This is a genomic window from Rhodococcus sp. NPDC019050, from assembly GCF_055664235.1.
In genome coordinates, this window is sequence record NZ_JBVOON010000012.1 from 89,719 (window position 1) to 105,099 (window position 15,381).

At 66.3% G+C, this 15,381-nt stretch carries 14 protein-coding genes; 8 read left to right on the forward strand and 6 right to left on the reverse strand.

Annotated elements, in window-relative coordinates:
• Nucleotides 1–1,164, reverse strand: coding sequence for a hypothetical protein (locus AC0B44_RS14010; RefSeq protein WP_471903453.1), 1,164 nt, complete (start codon nucleotides 1,162–1,164; stop codon nucleotides 1–3).
• Nucleotides 1,164–2,102 carry a metal-dependent hydrolase gene (locus AC0B44_RS14015; RefSeq protein WP_471903454.1) on the reverse strand — a complete coding sequence of 313 codons (939 nt, stop codon included), beginning with the start codon at nucleotides 2,100–2,102 and terminating at the stop codon, nucleotides 1,164–1,166. The genes AC0B44_RS14010 and AC0B44_RS14015 overlap by 1 nt, the downstream gene beginning before the upstream one ends.
• Before the next feature lie 231 nt (nucleotides 2,103–2,333).
• Between AC0B44_RS14015 and AC0B44_RS14020 the strand changes: the two genes are divergently transcribed.
• Both AC0B44_RS14020 and AC0B44_RS14025 read left to right on the forward strand, forming a co-directional pair.
• Complete coding sequence (locus AC0B44_RS14020; RefSeq protein ID WP_471903455.1) at nucleotides 2,334–2,966, forward strand: TetR/AcrR family transcriptional regulator; 633 nt, start codon at nucleotides 2,334–2,336, stop codon at nucleotides 2,964–2,966.
• A 152-nt stretch (nucleotides 2,967–3,118) separates the two neighbouring features.
• On the forward strand, nucleotides 3,119–3,976 hold the full coding sequence (locus AC0B44_RS14025; RefSeq protein ID WP_471903456.1) for an alpha/beta fold hydrolase: 858 nt from the start codon (nucleotides 3,119–3,121) through the stop codon (nucleotides 3,974–3,976).
• A 3-nt stretch (nucleotides 3,977–3,979) separates the two neighbouring features.
• On the opposite strand, the gene AC0B44_RS14030 is transcribed toward AC0B44_RS14025, so the two are convergent.
• The 4 genes from AC0B44_RS14030 to leuA all read right to left on the reverse strand — a co-directional run bounded on the left by AC0B44_RS14030 (nucleotide 3,980) and on the right by leuA (nucleotide 8,334).
• Nucleotides 3,980–4,690: a type 1 glutamine amidotransferase gene (locus AC0B44_RS14030; RefSeq protein ID WP_471903457.1), complete on the reverse strand. Its 711-nt coding sequence runs from the start codon at nucleotides 4,688–4,690 to the stop codon at nucleotides 3,980–3,982.
• Nucleotides 4,683–5,936 (reverse strand): MurT ligase domain-containing protein, encoded by a 1,254-nt coding sequence (locus tag AC0B44_RS14035; protein ID WP_471903458.1) that lies wholly within the window; start codon nucleotides 5,934–5,936, stop codon nucleotides 4,683–4,685. Before AC0B44_RS14035 ends, AC0B44_RS14030 begins: the two co-directional genes overlap by 8 nt.
• Nucleotides 5,937–5,992: 56 nt before the next feature.
• A complete protein-coding gene (locus tag AC0B44_RS14040; protein ID WP_471903511.1) occupies nucleotides 5,993–6,373 on the reverse strand; it encodes an SHOCT domain-containing protein in 381 nt (126 codons plus the stop codon).
• Nucleotides 6,374–6,525: 152 nt separating this feature from the next.
• On the reverse strand, nucleotides 6,526–8,334 hold the full coding sequence (gene leuA / locus AC0B44_RS14045; RefSeq protein ID WP_471903459.1) for a 2-isopropylmalate synthase: 1,809 nt from the start codon (nucleotides 8,332–8,334) through the stop codon (nucleotides 6,526–6,528).
• A 335-nt stretch (nucleotides 8,335–8,669) separates the two neighbouring features.
• Here leuA and AC0B44_RS14050 point away from each other — a divergent pair, with 335 nt between their 5' ends.
• The 6 genes from AC0B44_RS14050 to AC0B44_RS14075 all read left to right on the forward strand — a co-directional run bounded on the left by AC0B44_RS14050 (nucleotide 8,670) and on the right by AC0B44_RS14075 (nucleotide 15,369).
• Nucleotides 8,670–9,935: an aspartate kinase gene (locus tag AC0B44_RS14050; protein ID WP_471903460.1), complete on the forward strand. Its 1,266-nt coding sequence runs from the start codon at nucleotides 8,670–8,672 to the stop codon at nucleotides 9,933–9,935.
• A gap of 2 nt (nucleotides 9,936–9,937) precedes the next feature.
• A complete protein-coding gene (locus AC0B44_RS14055) occupies nucleotides 9,938–10,999 on the forward strand; it encodes an aspartate-semialdehyde dehydrogenase (RefSeq protein WP_471903461.1) in 1,062 nt (353 codons plus the stop codon).
• A 107-nt stretch (nucleotides 11,000–11,106) separates the two neighbouring features.
• Nucleotides 11,107–11,544: a GNAT family N-acetyltransferase gene (locus AC0B44_RS14060; protein WP_471903462.1), complete on the forward strand. Its 438-nt coding sequence runs from the start codon at nucleotides 11,107–11,109 to the stop codon at nucleotides 11,542–11,544.
• Nucleotides 11,545–11,612: 68 nt separating this feature from the next.
• Nucleotides 11,613–12,191: a TetR/AcrR family transcriptional regulator gene (locus AC0B44_RS14065; RefSeq protein ID WP_471903463.1), complete on the forward strand. Its 579-nt coding sequence runs from the start codon at nucleotides 11,613–11,615 to the stop codon at nucleotides 12,189–12,191.
• The gene (locus tag AC0B44_RS14070) at nucleotides 12,188–13,693 is read left to right on the forward strand and encodes a flavin-containing monooxygenase (RefSeq protein WP_471903464.1); all 1,506 of its coding nucleotides are present in this window, start codon (nucleotides 12,188–12,190) and stop codon (nucleotides 13,691–13,693) included. The genes AC0B44_RS14065 and AC0B44_RS14070 overlap by 4 nt, the downstream gene beginning before the upstream one ends.
• Nucleotides 13,690–15,369, forward strand: a complete 1,680-nt coding sequence (locus tag AC0B44_RS14075) for a GMC family oxidoreductase N-terminal domain-containing protein (RefSeq protein WP_471903465.1) — start codon at nucleotides 13,690–13,692, stop codon at nucleotides 15,367–15,369. Before AC0B44_RS14070 ends, AC0B44_RS14075 begins: the two co-directional genes overlap by 4 nt.
• Nucleotides 15,370–15,381: the final 12 nt, after the last annotated feature.

Genomic DNA, 15,381 nt, shown 5'->3' on the forward strand with positions numbered 1-15,381 from the left:
CTATGCGTCGGACAGTGTCCTCGCGCGTGCGTCGTCGGTGCTGGGCGAATGGCTGCGCGGGATCGTGAAGGTCGCGGCGACGACGAGTATCGCGACCACGAAGCACGCAATCGTGTACCAGAGGCTGCCCACCGGATCGCCGTTGCCGGTGACCCCGTCGGTGGCTGCGAAGTAGTCGGGCAGCGCGCTCGCCCACAGCACCGCCATCACAACCAGATACGCGATGCTGTAATACCGGACGAAATCGTTGGAGTACACGGCTGTTTCCGGCGATCCGGTGGTCCGGGTGGCGCGTAGCCGTCGCCACTGCCGCGTGAGCACGTAGATCGCCACCACCGAGACGACGACGAGTTCTGCGGCGTAGATCGTCGCGCGGACGGTGGTGCTGCCCATGCCGATGATCGTCGCGGGGGCCGGTAGGATCACCGTGCCCAGGGAGGCGAGGAGGCCGACGACCACTGTGCGCCATACCAGTTCGAGTCCCCCGAACCTGCGTCCGGCATCAGCGTGGCGCCCGACGAAGAACTGGACGCAGAACGCCAGGGACATGGGCCACAGCGCGGCGAACACGACCACGCTCGGCAGCGGCACCGAGTCGAAGAACGGCTGGTTGATCGGATTGTCGAGAGACCACTCCCACCACCGCAGTTGCGGACCTAGGTGATCGAAGATCTCGTAGAAGGCGTGGTGCACGAAGCCGACGCACGCCGCCCCGATCAGGGCGCCGTACTGCCGGAACACTCCGAGCATCCGGACGATCTCGAACGCGATCGTCGCCATCAACGGATAGATCGCGATGATGTACAGCGGGAGGCGACCCCACATGAACTCGACCGTGAACACGTTGTGCGCGAACATCGTGTCCACGTATTCCGCGACTCCGAAGGCGTCGGGGAAGTACAGCAGCGGTTCGATGATGAACAGGAATGCGAGCGTTCCGAGCCACACGACGAGGTTGGTGGGATCACCTGTGCGGCGGAGTCGGACGATCGCGTAGATCAGCGCCAGAACCGCACCCAGCACGATCGTCGCTTCGAGTACCGGAAGGGTCCAGTTCTCCAGGGCGAAGGGGCTGCGCAGTTCGAAAAGTCCGCCGGCTTCGGCGCACGAGAACCCCAGCCGCGTCGCGAGGTCCTCGAACGTGGGGGAGCAGAGGTCCGACATCAGTCGGCCTCCCGCGCGGACACGGTCTCGGCGGTGTACCAGTGCGAGACGTCGTAACCGGAATCGAACCGTTCGAACCACACGTCGGCGAGCGCGGGAAGCTTCTCGTGATCTGGGTTGTGCTTGGGCAACTGGCTGCGCACGACACCTGCGAGTGCGACGAGTTGCTCACGCAGGGGCAGGACGTCGAAGGCCCGCGGCATCGGCCCGTGGTCTTCGGCGCGCAGGAACGGCAGGCGCTTGCGCAGGTTCTGCTTCCGCCGGTACGACGCGAACATCGACATCGCGTCGATCTTGCGTTCCTCGATCGGGACGTGCTTGTTGAAACCCTCGCAGGCGATCGCGATGACGTCGAGTACGTGCTTGAAAACCGATGGGGCCATGCGCATCCGGTACAGGTCGCTGCCCACCACCGCGTCGAAGATGATGAGCGCCGAACTGCGGTGCTCGACCTCTTCGACGAAGTGCCAGATGAACAGCGACGCGACCCGGTCGTCGCCGGGGCGGAACAGATGCGAATCGTTGTCGAGCATCAGCTTGAACACCGGCGTGAAGGTTGCTTCCAGGTCGGCGGTGTAGGCGAGACGGTACTCGAGGGACTTCTCCGCGGTGAGGCGGTCGAACGCCGCGACGACCTCGTCGAGGGTCTCCTGCAGGCCCGGGTAGTGCCTGATCAGGCCTTTGACGTGTTGCCGGTGGGCGGTCGAATGCTGCCCTTCCTGGTACATGAAGGCGTTGGCTTCCTCGACCACCTCGGGGTCGGCAATTTTGTGCACGACCTCCTGGACCATGTTCACGATCATCTTCTCGAAACCGATGGCAAGGAACGACACCGCGTTGGCCATGCTCGAGAACGCCGGGTTCTCCTCGTTCCACAGAAACGGCACGTCGTAATCCGCAAACGCGAAGCGCATCTTCCGGACCTGCAGGTTTGTCATCGTGGCACTACCTCGTCTCGTGCCCGCCCTCGGGGAGGCCGGACGGGTGGGGCCCCGGGTGCCGAGGCCTCGGTTCGCGTGACCATACATCAGAGCCGCCACTTGTATGATAGGAATCCCGGTGCCGATACGGAAGAGGTCGCGGCGACATGTGACGGACCGTGGGCGCGGGGGCTCCCCGTGTTACCGTCGGGTTCTTGTTGCAGGTCGCGGTACCCGAGGAAGCAGATTGTGGCGCGGAGACGTGGGTGGGGCGGGCGTCCTCCCGTCGACGACGAGGAGGCCTCGCAGCGGATAGTCGCGGCAGCGGTGGAGTTGATTGCCCGGTCCGGATCGGAAATCAGCATCGCCGACGTCGCGCAATCGCTCGGTGTCATTCGTCAGACGGTGTACCGGTACTTCACCAGCGCCGACGCCTTGATGCGCGCGGCTGCGATCGAGTCGGTGGAAGGATTCCTCGATCGGCTGGCCGACCGGGTGAGCGGCATCGACGACCCGGCCGACGCGATGGTCGAAGGCGTGGTCTTCACGTTGGCGGAGGTCCGCCGCACCCCTCATCTCGGCATCCTGCTCTCGAGTACCTATTCGGACCCGCATCCGGAAGTGATCGCGTCGGGCGAAGCGCGTGCCTTCGGTATGACCATGATCCGGCGGTTCGACGTCGACTGGGAGCGCTACGGCTACGACGACGAGTCGCTCGGCGAACTGGTCGAATACGTGCTGCGGACGATGCAGTCGTTCTTCGTCTCCCCGGGAGATCCTCCGCGCAGAGACGACGAACTGCGTCGATACCTGCGGCGGTGGATGGGGTCCGCGATCCTCGCGCAGAAAGCCCCTCGGGTTGCACCCACCGATGTGACCTAGGTAACATCGGTTTTGCGAATCGAGCGGAAGACGTCCGCGGACGACAGAGAAGCGCTCGTGAAGCAGAGATCCGGCCCGGCAGACGCGCAAGCGATACCGGGCCGAACCCCTGTGTGGGGTCCGTGCAAGGTCCGTGCAACAGGGGGAATCAGGTGGGGGAACGCATCACGACCGTCGACCGCGACGGACTGACGTTCGACATACGCGACGAGGGACCGATCGGCGGCGAGATCATCGTTCTGCTCCACGGTTTTCCGCAGGACTCGCGGTCGTGGGACGGCGTTGCGCCGATACTTCACGACGCCGGCTTCCGCACGATCGCGCCCGACCAGCGAGGCTATTCACCTCGCGCGCGTCCACCGCGGCGCCGCGACTACAGCATTCCGCTGCTCACCGACGATGTCGTCGACCTCATCGAGACGGTCGCGGACGGGTCTCCCGTCCACCTCGTCGGGCACGACTGGGGTTCGGTGATCGGGTGGACCGTCGCGTCCCGGCGCCCGGACCTGGTCCGCACCCTCACGGCGGTGTCGGTACCTCACCCCGCCGCATTCCTCCGCGCCTTCCTCACCAGCGCACAACTGTTCCGATCCTGGTACATGCTGGTGTTCCAGTTCCCGTGGATCCCAGAGTTCCTGCTGAGCAACCAGCGGATCACAGAATCCGTTCTCCGCGGGTCGGGGCAACCGTCCGCCGCCGCGACGCGCGATGCCGCCCGCCTCGCCGATCGGGAATCGGTTCGGGGCGGGGTGCACTGGTACCGGGCGATGCCGTGGGCAGACCGGAAGGCGACACTCGACCCCGTCACCGCGCCCACCCTGATGGTGTGGAGCGACCGAGACATTGCCGTCGGGCCGGCCGGGGTCGACGCCACGGCGCGCTACGTCTCCGGTCCGTATCGCTCCGAGACGCTCGCCGGTGTCAGCCACTGGATTCCCGACGAGGTACCCGACGAACTGGCCCGTCTCGTGGTCGAGCACGCGTCGGCCGCAACCGACGCGCGCTCGTGAACGTCAGGCGCGCAGGCGTTCTCGCCTGAGAAGTTCGACCTCCGGCAGATCCAGCGGCGGCAGGGAATCCACGCCCAGTGCCCGGGCGAGCAGCCGGTCGGCGAGTTCGGGATTGCGGGCCAGCACCGGTCCGTGCAGGTAGGTGCCGATCACCGAACCCTGGACGGCGCCTTCGAGTCCGTCGCCGACGCCGTTGCCCACGCCGCGCGAGACGCGGCCGAGTCCGGTGGCGTCCGGGCCGAGTGTCGTTCCACCCCGGTGGTTTTCGAAACCGGTCAGGGGTTGCGTGAGCCCGTAGGCGACAGGCTGGGTGACGATCTCTCCGATCGAGCGGATCTCCTGCGGTGCAGTCGTCACGTCGAGGAGGCCGACGCCGTCGACGCGTTCGCCCGACGACGTCTCGTACCAGTGGCCGAGCACCTGGATGGCCGCGCAGATCGCGAGGACGGGTGCCCCGCGGCCCGCGGCCTGCTGCAGGCCGGGATAGCGCTGGAGGTGCCGCGTCGCGAGTCGTTGCGCGGCGTCTTCGGCGCCGCCGAGGGTGTAGATGTCGAGTGACTCGGGCACCGGGTCGCTCAAACCGATCTCGATGACTTCGGCGTCGTAACCGCGCATGCGCAGGCGCTGACGCAACACGAGGGCGTTTCCGCCGTCGCCGTAGGTGCCCATGACGTCGGGCAGGACCAGCCCGATTCGAACGGTCGAGTCAGACATTGGCCGTCCTCCTGGAGATTTCGGTGTTGAGGTCCCGGAATGCGGTGTAGTTGGCCAGGACCTCTACCCGGCCGGGCGGGCACGAAGCGATGGCTTTCAGCGGGTCCGGGACGAGCGTGTGGTCGACGCCCGCGTAGGTGAGGCGCACCGCGAGATCGGTGCCGCGCTCACCTGCCGCGACCACCTGGATTCCCTCGAAGTGCTCGAACCGCACATCCCACAGCCAGGACAGATCCTCGCCATCGGGTACCTGACCGTTGACGGCGATGACGAGACCGTCGACGGTCGGATCGATCATCGACAGCGCTTCCTGCCAGCCCGCCGGATTCTTGGCGAGCAGCATGTGGACGGAATGCGGACCGACCTGCACGGTCTTGTACCGGCCCGCGACTTCGTCGACCACCGCTGCTGCGGCAACGGCGTCGGCGGGGTCGGCGCCCAAGGCGACCGCCGCTGCGACCGCCTGGGCGGCGTTTCCGCGGTTGGCCTTTCCGGGCAGCGTCAGCTTCAACGGCAGCACCAGGCCGTCCGGCCCGTACAGGTTGTCGTCGTCGACCCACCAATCCGGTTGCGGCCGAGCGAAATCGGATCCCGTGCTGTACCAGTGCACACCCTCGCGAGCGATGGGTTCGCCGGTGCGCGGGCAGCTCACGGAATCGTTCGCCCATCCCGCGCCGGCCGCCACCCACACGACGTTGGGGTTGTCGTACGCGGCGGACGTGACGAGCACGTCGTCACAGTTCGCGACGATCACGGCATCGGGGTGTCGTTGCAGGCCCGCCCGCAGTTTGCGTTCGATCATGTTGATCTCACCGACGCGATCGAGTTGATCGCGGCTGAGATTGAGCAGCACGATCGCTTCGGGCTCCAGGGCGTCGGCCACGTGCGGAGTATGAAGTTCGTCGACCTCGATCGCGGCGAGAGGCGCGTGGAGATCGGACGCGAGCGCGGCGACGATGCCCGCGTCCATATTCGCGCCGTCCGCCTGCGTGACGGTCTTGTCGATGGTTTCCAGGGCGGCGGCGGTCATCCGGGTCGTGGTCGACTTGCCGTTGGTGCCGGTGACGAGCACCGTGCGGCGTCCGTGGCCGACCTGCTTCATCAGCGTCGGCTCGATCTTGAGGGCGATGAGCCCGCCGATCATCGACCCCTTGCCACGTCCGGCTTTCTGGGATGCCCAGGCTGCAGCTTTCGCGGCGCGCAGGGCCAACCGGCCGCGTGCGGTGATTTCAGTGCTAGTTCCCACGTCGGCGAGTGTTCCACAGCCGTACGGGAGCCGCCGACGGCGGCTTGCCAACTGTGTCAGGAACTACGGGTGGGCTCCGTCACGCGCAGGGCGTGCGACTTGAGCACCTGGAACTCGTCCTCGGTGATAGTGCCGGCGTCGAGCAGTGCCTTCGCGTCGGCGATCTGGTCGGCCGGGGATTTGCCCGCGACCTCACGGATGTAGTTGTCCTGAGCGGACTTGATCTGCGCGGCCTCTCGCGCCGACCGCTCGGCCATACCGCGACCGTGGACCACCAGGTACACCAAGCCGGTGAGCAGCGGGAAGATGAAGAGGAACACGATCCAGATCGCCTTGACCCAGCCGGACTGCTCGCGGTTCGCGAACAGATCGCTGATGATCAGCCACAGCATGATCAGATATGCGATGAACGCGAAGCACACGACGATGTACCACATGATGTCCCAGAACTCCACGGCGATCCCCTTGCCTGTTGGACGAGCTCAGCGGTCCGGGGATGCGTACCGAACCGACGACGCGGCGGTACCCCGGGAACATTCCGCAGAGTACCGCCGCGCAGGTCGGGACATGGGCCGAATCGGCCGAGCGATCAGCTCGCGCGGTTGACCGCCGAGACGACCGCCCGCAGCGACGCCACGGTGATGGACGACGCGATTCCCACGCCCCACACCAGAGTCGTGGTGCCGTCGGGACGGGTCACGTCGGCCTCGACGTACGCGGCGGCATTCGCGTCGTCGCCGGCGGACATGGCGTGCTCGGAGTATCCGCGTACGGCGACGCGGTAGCCCAGCGACTCGAGGCCGTCGACGAAGGCGGCCAGCGGGCCGTTGCCCGTACCGGTGATCTCCTTCTCGACACCGTTCACCTTGAGGATCGCGGTGATGGTGTCTTCGCCGTCGTCCGTCTCCGCGGCCGTGACCTTCTGGCGGATCCGCTCGAGCGGGGTGACGGGAGCCAGGTACTCCTCGTGGAAGATATCCCACATCTCCTTGGGGCTGACTTCGCCGCCTTCTCCGTCGGTGACGGCCTGCACGGACTGCGAGAACTCGATCTGCAGGCGACGCGGCAGGTTCAGGCCGTGGTCGTGCTTCATGATGTACGCGATGCCGCCCTTACCGGACTGCGAGTTCACGCGGATCACGGCCTCGTAGCTGCGGCCGACGTCCTTCGGGTCGATGGGCAGGTACGGCACGGCCCAGGTGATGTCGTCGACATCGGAACCGGCCGCATCGGCGTCGGCCTTCATGACGTCCATGCCCTTGTTGATGGCGTCCTGGTGGCTACCGGAGAAGGCGGTGTAGACCAGATCTCCGCCGTAGGGGTGCCGCTCGGGGACGGGCAGCTGGTTGCAGTACTCGACGGTGCGGCGGATCTCGTCGATGTTCGAGAAGTCGATCTGCGGGTCGACGCCGCGGCTGAACATGTTCAGGCCCAGGGTCACCAGGCACACGTTGCCGGTGCGTTCGCCGTTGCCGAACAGGCATCCCTCGATGCGGTCGGCGCCGGCCTGGTAGCCCAGTTCGGCTGCCGCGACACCGGTTCCGCGGTCGTTGTGGGGGTGCAGCGACAGAATGATCGAGTCGCGCTTGGCCAGGTTGCGGTGCATCCACTCGATCGAATCGGCGTACACGTTCGGGGTGGCCATCTCGACGGTCGCCGGCAGGTTGATGATCACCGGGTGCTCCGGGGTCGCTCCCAGAGTCTCGACGACGGCGTCGCACACTTCCTTGGCGTAGGAGAGTTCGGTGCCGGTGTAGGACTCGGGGGAGTACTCCCAGCGCCAGTTGGTGTCGGGGTAGTCCTTCGCGGTCTCGATCACCAGTTCCGCGGCGTCGGTCGCGATCTTCTTCACGGCGTCCTTGTCGGCGCGGAACACGACGCGGCGCTGCAGGATCGACGTGGAGTTGTAGAAGTGCACGATCACGTTCTGTGCACCGACACATGCTTCGAAGGTGCGGCGGATCAGCTCGGGGCGAGACTGCGTCAGCACCTGAATGGTGACGTCGTCGGGAATCGCGTTGTCCTCGATGATTTCCCGCACGAAGTCGAAGTCGGTCTGGCTCGCGGACGGGAAGCCGACCTCGATCTCCTTGTAACCCATGCGCACCAGCAGGTCGAACATCCGGCGCTTGCGGGCCGGGCTCATCGGATCGATGAGCGCCTGATTGCCGTCACGCAGGTCGACGGCGCACCAACCGGGAGCGCGCTCGATGATCTTGTCGGGCCAGGTGCGGTCGGGCAGTGATACCGGCTCGACTTCCTCGGCGAACGGCCGGTACCGGTACGTCGGCATCGACGAGTTCTTCTGGGTGTTCCACGCGGGCTGATCGGCGGGCGCGGGCTTGCTCGGCGGGGTGATGGTGCGCGAACCGGAGGTGAAAGCGTCGGCGGGTGACATGACGTAACTCCAAAGAGGTGGGACCGGTGGGTCCAAATCAGGATATCGACCGGCGCGTAGAAACCCCGCGGCGGGAAGCCGGTCTGGTCAGATCCCGCCGCGGCGGCCGAGGAGAAGCGCGCGCTGCATGCGAGCAGTCTAACGCGACGGCGCCGACTTTCGTCGATCACCCCCGGTCGGTCCGCTCGGGCACCGATGTTCGTCATTTACGGACAACGCCGCCGACGGCGGCGTGCTGTTGCGCACGACACTTTCCAGATGGGGCCGACCGGCCCCAATATCCCCATCGGTAAGCTTGGCCACTGGACTTGTTCCCAACCCGGAGGTTCGACAGCGTGGCACTCGTCGTCCAAAAGTACGGAGGATCCTCGGTCGCGACGGCCGAGAGGATCCGGCGCGTCGCTGAAAGGATCGTCGAGACCAAGAAGGCGGGCAACGACGTCGTCGTCGTGGTGTCCGCAATGGGCGACACCACCGACGAACTGCTCGACCTCGCCCATCAGGTGTGCCCGGTGCCGCCGGCGCGAGAGATGGACATGCTGCTCACCTCGGGTGAGCGGATCTCGAACTCCCTGGTCGCGATGGCCATTCATTCCCTCGGTGCCGAGGCCCGCTCCTTCACCGGCTCACAGGCCGGCGTGATCACCACGGGCAGCCACGGCAACGCGAAGATCATCGACGTCACCCCCGGTCGCGTCCGCACTGCCCTGGACGAGGGCAGCATCGTGCTGGTCGCCGGGTTCCAGGGCGTGAGCCAGGACAGCAAGGACATCACGACCCTCGGTCGTGGCGGCTCCGACACCACCGCCGTCGCGCTCGCCGCTGCACTGGACGCCGACGTGTGTGAGATCTACACCGACGTCGACGGCGTGTTCAGCGCGGACCCGCGCATCGTCAAGGACGCGCAGCGGCTCGAGAAGGTTTCCTTCGAGGAGATGCTCGAGCTCGCCGCGTGCGGTGCCAAGGTCCTGATGCTGCGGTGCGTCGAATACGCCCGCCGCTACAACGTGCCCGTGCACGTTCGTTCGTCGTACACCACCAAGCCCGGCACCATCGTGTCCGGATCGATGGAGGACATCCCTGTGGAAGAGGCACTGATCACCGGCGTCGCGCACGATCGCGGCGAAGCGAAGATCACCGTCGTCGGTCTGCCGGACACTCCCGGCTACGCCGCCAAGGTGTTCCGCGCGGTCGCCGACGCCGACATCAACATCGACATGGTGCTGCAGAACATCTCGAAGGTCGAGACCGGCAAGACCGACATCACCTTCACCCTGCCCACCTCCGACGCTCCGCGCGCCGTCGAACTGCTCACCAAGCGGCAGGAAGACATCGGCTTCACGCAGGTCCTCTTCGACGACCACATCGGCAAGGTCTCCCTCGTCGGCGCCGGCATGAAGAGCCACCCCGGCGTCACCGCCAAGTTCTGCGAGGCGCTGGCGGACGCGGGCATCAACATCGATCTCATTTCGACCTCCGAGATCCGCATCTCGGTTCTCGTCAACGACACCGAACTCGACGACGCCGTGCGCGCGCTGCACGCTGCCTTCGATCTCGGCGGTACCGAGGAAGCAGTCGTACACGCAGGGACGGGACGGTAACCATGACGACCACTCAGGCGAGCGCAGCGACGGGGAAGACCATTGCTGTTGTCGGTGCGACCGGTCAGGTCGGCATCGTCATGCGCACGCTCCTCGAAGAGCGGAACTTCCCGGCCGACAAGGTCCGGTTCTTCGCGTCGGCCCGCTCGGCCGGTAAGAAGCTCCCGTTCCGCGGCGAGGAAATCGTCGTCGAGGATGCCGCGGCGACCTCCGACGAGGACCTCGCGGGCATCGACATCGCACTGTTCTCGGCCGGGGCGACGCTGTCGCGCGAGCAGGCTCCCCGCTTCGCCGCGGCAGGCGCGACCGTCGTGGACAACTCGTCGGCATGGCGTAAGGACCCCGAGGTTCCCCTCGTGGTGAGCGAGGTGAATCCCGAAGCGGCGAAGAACCCGCCCAAGGGCATCATCGCGAATCCGAACTGCACGACCATGGCCGCGATGCCGGTGCTCAAGGCACTGCACGACGAGGCGGGTCTGCAGCGTCTGATCGTCTCGAGCTACCAGGCTGTCTCCGGTAGCGGTATCGCCGGCGTCGAGGAACTTCTCGGCCAGGCCCGCGCTGTCATCGACGACGCCGAGAAGCTCGTCCACGACGGCGGTGCGGTCGAGTTCCCCGCGCCCGTGAAGTATGTCGCGCCGATCGCGTTCAACGTGCTGCCGCTCGCCGGCTCGATCGTCGACGACGGCTCCGGTGAAACCGACGAGGACCAGAAGCTGCGCAACGAGTCGCGCAAGATTCTGGGGCTCCCGGACCTGCTCGTGTCCGGTACGTGCGTGCGCGTGCCGGTCGTGACCGGCCACTCCCTGTCGATCAACGCCGAGTTCGAGCGACCCCTGTCGGTCGAGCGTGCGCAGCAGATCCTCGCCGGCGCCCCGGGCGTCAAGCTCGTCGACGTGCCGACCCCGCTCGCGGCGGCCGGTGACGATGTCTCGCTGGTCGGCCGCATCCGTCAGGATCCGGGCGCGCCGGAAGGTCGCGGGCTCGCCCTGTTCGTGTCGGGCGACAACCTCCGTAAGGGTGCTGCCCTCAACACCATTCAGATTGCGGAGCTGCTCGTCTGACTTCCTGCACATTTCCGTACTCGAGCGAGTGGATCATCCCCGAGGGGATGGTCCACTCGCTTGTTTCTGCGTCAGGGGCTGAGCGGGCCACGCCCTAGGATGGCGAGGTGACGTCCATTCGTTCCGCAACTCTCGACCGCATCGCCCCTGCGACGCTCTACCGCATCGTCCGGTTGCGCACGGAGGTGTTCGTGTTCGAGCAGGGGATCGTCTCCGAACCCGAACTCGACGGTCTCGATCTCGAGCCGAGCACGACCCTCTACTGGGTCGAAGAGGACGGCGACGTGGTGGCGACGCTGCGGGTCCTCGACAGCGACGGACCGGTCATCCACATCGGACGTGTCGCGACTGCCGAACGAGCGCGTGGACGCGGGCTCGCCGCGCGGCTCATCGAGTCGGTGATCGACCGCCATTCGCAGCCGATCGAGATTCTGGCGCAGGCGTATCTCGAGCAGTGGTACGGACGGTTCGGTTTCGTGCGCACCGGCCCGAACTGTGTGGACGCCGGTATCGACCACGTGCCTATGCGTCGTCCCGGGCGCTGACCCGCTCGTCCTGAAAAAACTTACAAACAGTCTGGACTGTTTGTTGAGTTGACGTTACGATCCGTAGCGTGATCCAGAACACTGTGCCCGGCGCCACACGAACACAGGCGCAGCGCACTGCGGCAACCCGAGCGAAGCTTCTCGACGCAGCGGTGGAGTCCCTCGTCGAACAGGGCTACTCGGGAATCAGCACGCAGGGCATCGCGAAGCGCGCCGGCGTCTCGCGCGGGGCTCAGTTGCACCACTTTCCCACCAAGGAGACGCTGGTCGTCGCGGCGGTCGAGCACCTGGTGGACAAGCGACTCACGGAGATCCTCGAGTCCGATCCCGACCCGGAATACGGCTTCGAGGCACTGTTCGACGCATTCACCGGGCCGTTGTTCGACGCTGCACTCGAATTGTGGGTAGCGGCGCGAACCGATCCGGCGCTCCACGCGGCGATGATCCCGCTCGAACGCAAGGTATCCGACGCCCTGCGCACGGGTTGCCTCGAAATCATGGGCGACCGGGTGAGTCCCGACATCATCGATCTGGGCATAGAACTCGCGCGAGGTTTCGCCGTTTCCGCCCTGATGCGTACCCCCGAATCCGATCGAGAGTTCCGGGAGCGCCTGCTCCCGGTCTGGAAGGCCCTGGTGTCGAAATGAGTCTTGCGATGCTCCCCGACCACGTGCACACGCTCATCGTGGGCGCCGGTTTCGGTGGAATCGGAATGGCCGCTTCCCTGCTGCGCGAGGACCCGTCCGCGGATGTGATCGTCCTCGAACGGGGAGACGACGTCGGGGGTACCTGGCGGGTGAACACCTATCCCGGTGCGGCGTGTGACGTCCCGAGTGCCCTGTACTCGTTCTCCTTCGCACCCGAACCCGATTGGTCGCGTGCCCACGGCGCCCAGGAAGAGATCTACGCCTACCTGCGCCGCGTCGCCCGCGACGAGGGCGTCACCGACCGCACGATGTTCGGATGCGAACTGCGGGAAGCGCAATGGGACGAGGGACGCGGGGTCTGGTCGGTGTCGACCTCCCGCGGCGAACTCACTGCCGACGTGCTCGTCGCCGCAACCGGCACTCTCTCGACGCCCACCTACCCGAAGGTGCCCGGACTCGAGTTGTTCCGGGGCAAGACTTTCCATTCCGCGGAGTGGGACCACGAGCACGACCTCTCCGGTGAGCGCGTCGCGGTGATCGGCACCGGGGCGTCCGCCATCCAGTTCGTCCCCGCCATCGTCGACCGCGTCGCCCATCTGACGCTGTTCCAGCGCACTGCGTCGTGGGTGATGCCCAAGCACGACCCCGCCATCGCCCGCTCGGTTCGTTCGCTGTACCGGCGCTTCCCCTTTGCGCAGAAGCTCATGCGGGGCGCCGTGTACGGGCAGAAGGAAATCTACGTCGTGGGCATGACGAAGCCGTTCGCCCGCAAATACCTGCTGCCGTTGTTCGAGCGCCGGGCCCGCCAGGTGCTGCGCAAGCAGGTGCGAGATCCGAAACTGCGCGAGCGGCTCACTCCCGATTTCGCCATCACGTGCAAGCGGATCCTGCTGTCCAACGACTGGTTCCCCGCCATCACCCGGTCCGACGTGAGCGTGGTGTCGTCCGGACTGACCGCGGTGACGGAAAACGGGGTCGTGGACAAGGACGGCAACGAGTACCCGGTGGACACCATCATCTTCGGCACCGGATTCACCCCCACCGAACCTCCTGTCGCGCACCACATACGCGGGACGGACGGTCGCACCCTGGCGGAGACGTGGGACGGCAGCCCCGCAGCCCACCTGGGCATCTCCGTCAACGGTTTCCCCAACCTGTTCCTCATGTACGGGCCGAACACCAACCTCGGGCACAGCTCGATCGTGTACATGCTCGAATCCCAGGCCAACTACATCGTCGACGCGCTCCGCACCATGCGGAACCGGGGAATCACCGCCGTCGAGGTCACCGGCGAAGCGCAGCGTCGCTACACCGACGAACTCGATCCGATTCTCGAGGGCACCGTATGGAACGCCGGCGGTTGCAGCAGCTGGTACATCGACGAGAAGGGCCGCAACTCCGTGATGTGGCCGACCTTCACATGGCAGTACCGGGCTCGCACGAAGCAATTCGATCCCGAAAACTACACGCAGCGCACCGCAGCGGCAGGAGTCTCTGCATGACCCACTATGACGTCCTCGTGATCGGCTCGGGCTTCGGCGGCAGCGTCGCAGCGTTGCGGCTGACCGAAAAAGGCTACAAGGTCGGCGTTCTCGAAGCCGGACGCCGGTTCTCGGACGACGAGCTGCCGAAGACCAGTTGGCGCCTGCGCAAGTACGTGTGGGCTCCCGCTCTGGGACTCTACGGAGTGCAGCGCATGCACCTGCTGCCCGACGTACTCGTCATGGCCGGTGCCGGTGTCGGCGGTGGATCGCTCAACTACGCGAACACGCTCTACAAGCCGCCCACACCGTTCTTCCGGGACCCGCAGTGGGGACACATCGACGACTGGGAAACCGAACTGTCGCCCTACTACGACCAGGCTGCGCGGATGCTGGGCGTGCGCCCGAACCCCACGACCTCTCCCGCGGACAAGGTGATGCGCGAGGTCGCCGAGGAGATGGGCGCCGGCGAGACCTTCGTGACCACACCCGTGGGCGTGTTCTTCGACGAGCCCGGCAAGACCGTGCCGGATCCCTACTTCGGTGGTGCCGGGCCCGACCGCACCGGTTGCACCGAATGCGGTAGCTGCATGACCGGTTGCCGGGTGGGAGCCAAGAACACCCTCGTCAAGAACTATCTGTACCTCGCCGAGAAGGCCGGAGCGGCGATCCACGCGCTCACCACGGTGACGCGTGTGGTTCCCCGGAGCGGGGGCGGATACGAGGTCCACACCCGCAGCACCAACGGCATCCGTAAGCGCCGCACCGTGTTCACGGCCGATCATGTGGTCGTCGCCGCCGGTACCTACGGAACCGCTCGCCTGCTGCTCGCGAGCCGTGAGACCGGGGATCTGCCCAACCTGTCGGACACGCTCGGATCGGTCGTGCGCACCAACTCGGAAGCCGTGCTCGCGGCGACCGCCCGCAACCTCGACGTGGACTACACCGGAGGTGTGGCGATCACGTCGTCCTTCCATCCCGACGACCACACGCATATCGAGCCGGTGCGATACGGCAAGGGCAGCAATCTCATCGGGATGATCCAGGCGCTACTGGTCGACGGTGGCGGCCGCCTCCCTCGCCTGGTGAAGTTCTTCGGTGTCGCGGCCCGGAATCCGGGGGCGCTCCTGCGGAGCCTCTCCGTGCGGAACTGGTCCGAGCGCACCGTGATCGCCCTGGTGATGCAGACCGACGACAACTCGCTCGAGCTGAAGACCAGGCGCACGCCGTTCGGGCGCGGGGTGACCAGCAAGCAAGGACCGGGCACACCGCCTCCCGAGTGGATTCCGGTGGGGCACGAGGCGATCCGCCGGATCGCGAAGAAGATCGGCGGCGACCCGGGCGGTTCGATCGTGGATCTCGTCAACATCCCGATGACCGCGCACTTCCTCGGTGGGTGTGCCATCGGCGATTCCGCCGAACGCGGTGTGGTCGATCCCTATCTTCGTGTGTACGGGCACGAAGGCCTGCACGTCGTCGACGGCTCTGTCGTCAGTGCGAACCTCGGTGTGAACCCGTCGTTGACGATCACCGCGCAGGCGGAACGTGCGATGGCGTTGTGGCCCAACAAGGGCGAGGCCGATGCCCGCCCGCCGCTGGGGGCGGAGTACCGTCCGGTCTCGCCGGTGCCGCCCGTGAAACCGACGGTCCCCGCAGAAGCTCCCGCTGCGCTCCGCCTTCCGATTCACCCGGTCTGACGAGAGGATGCA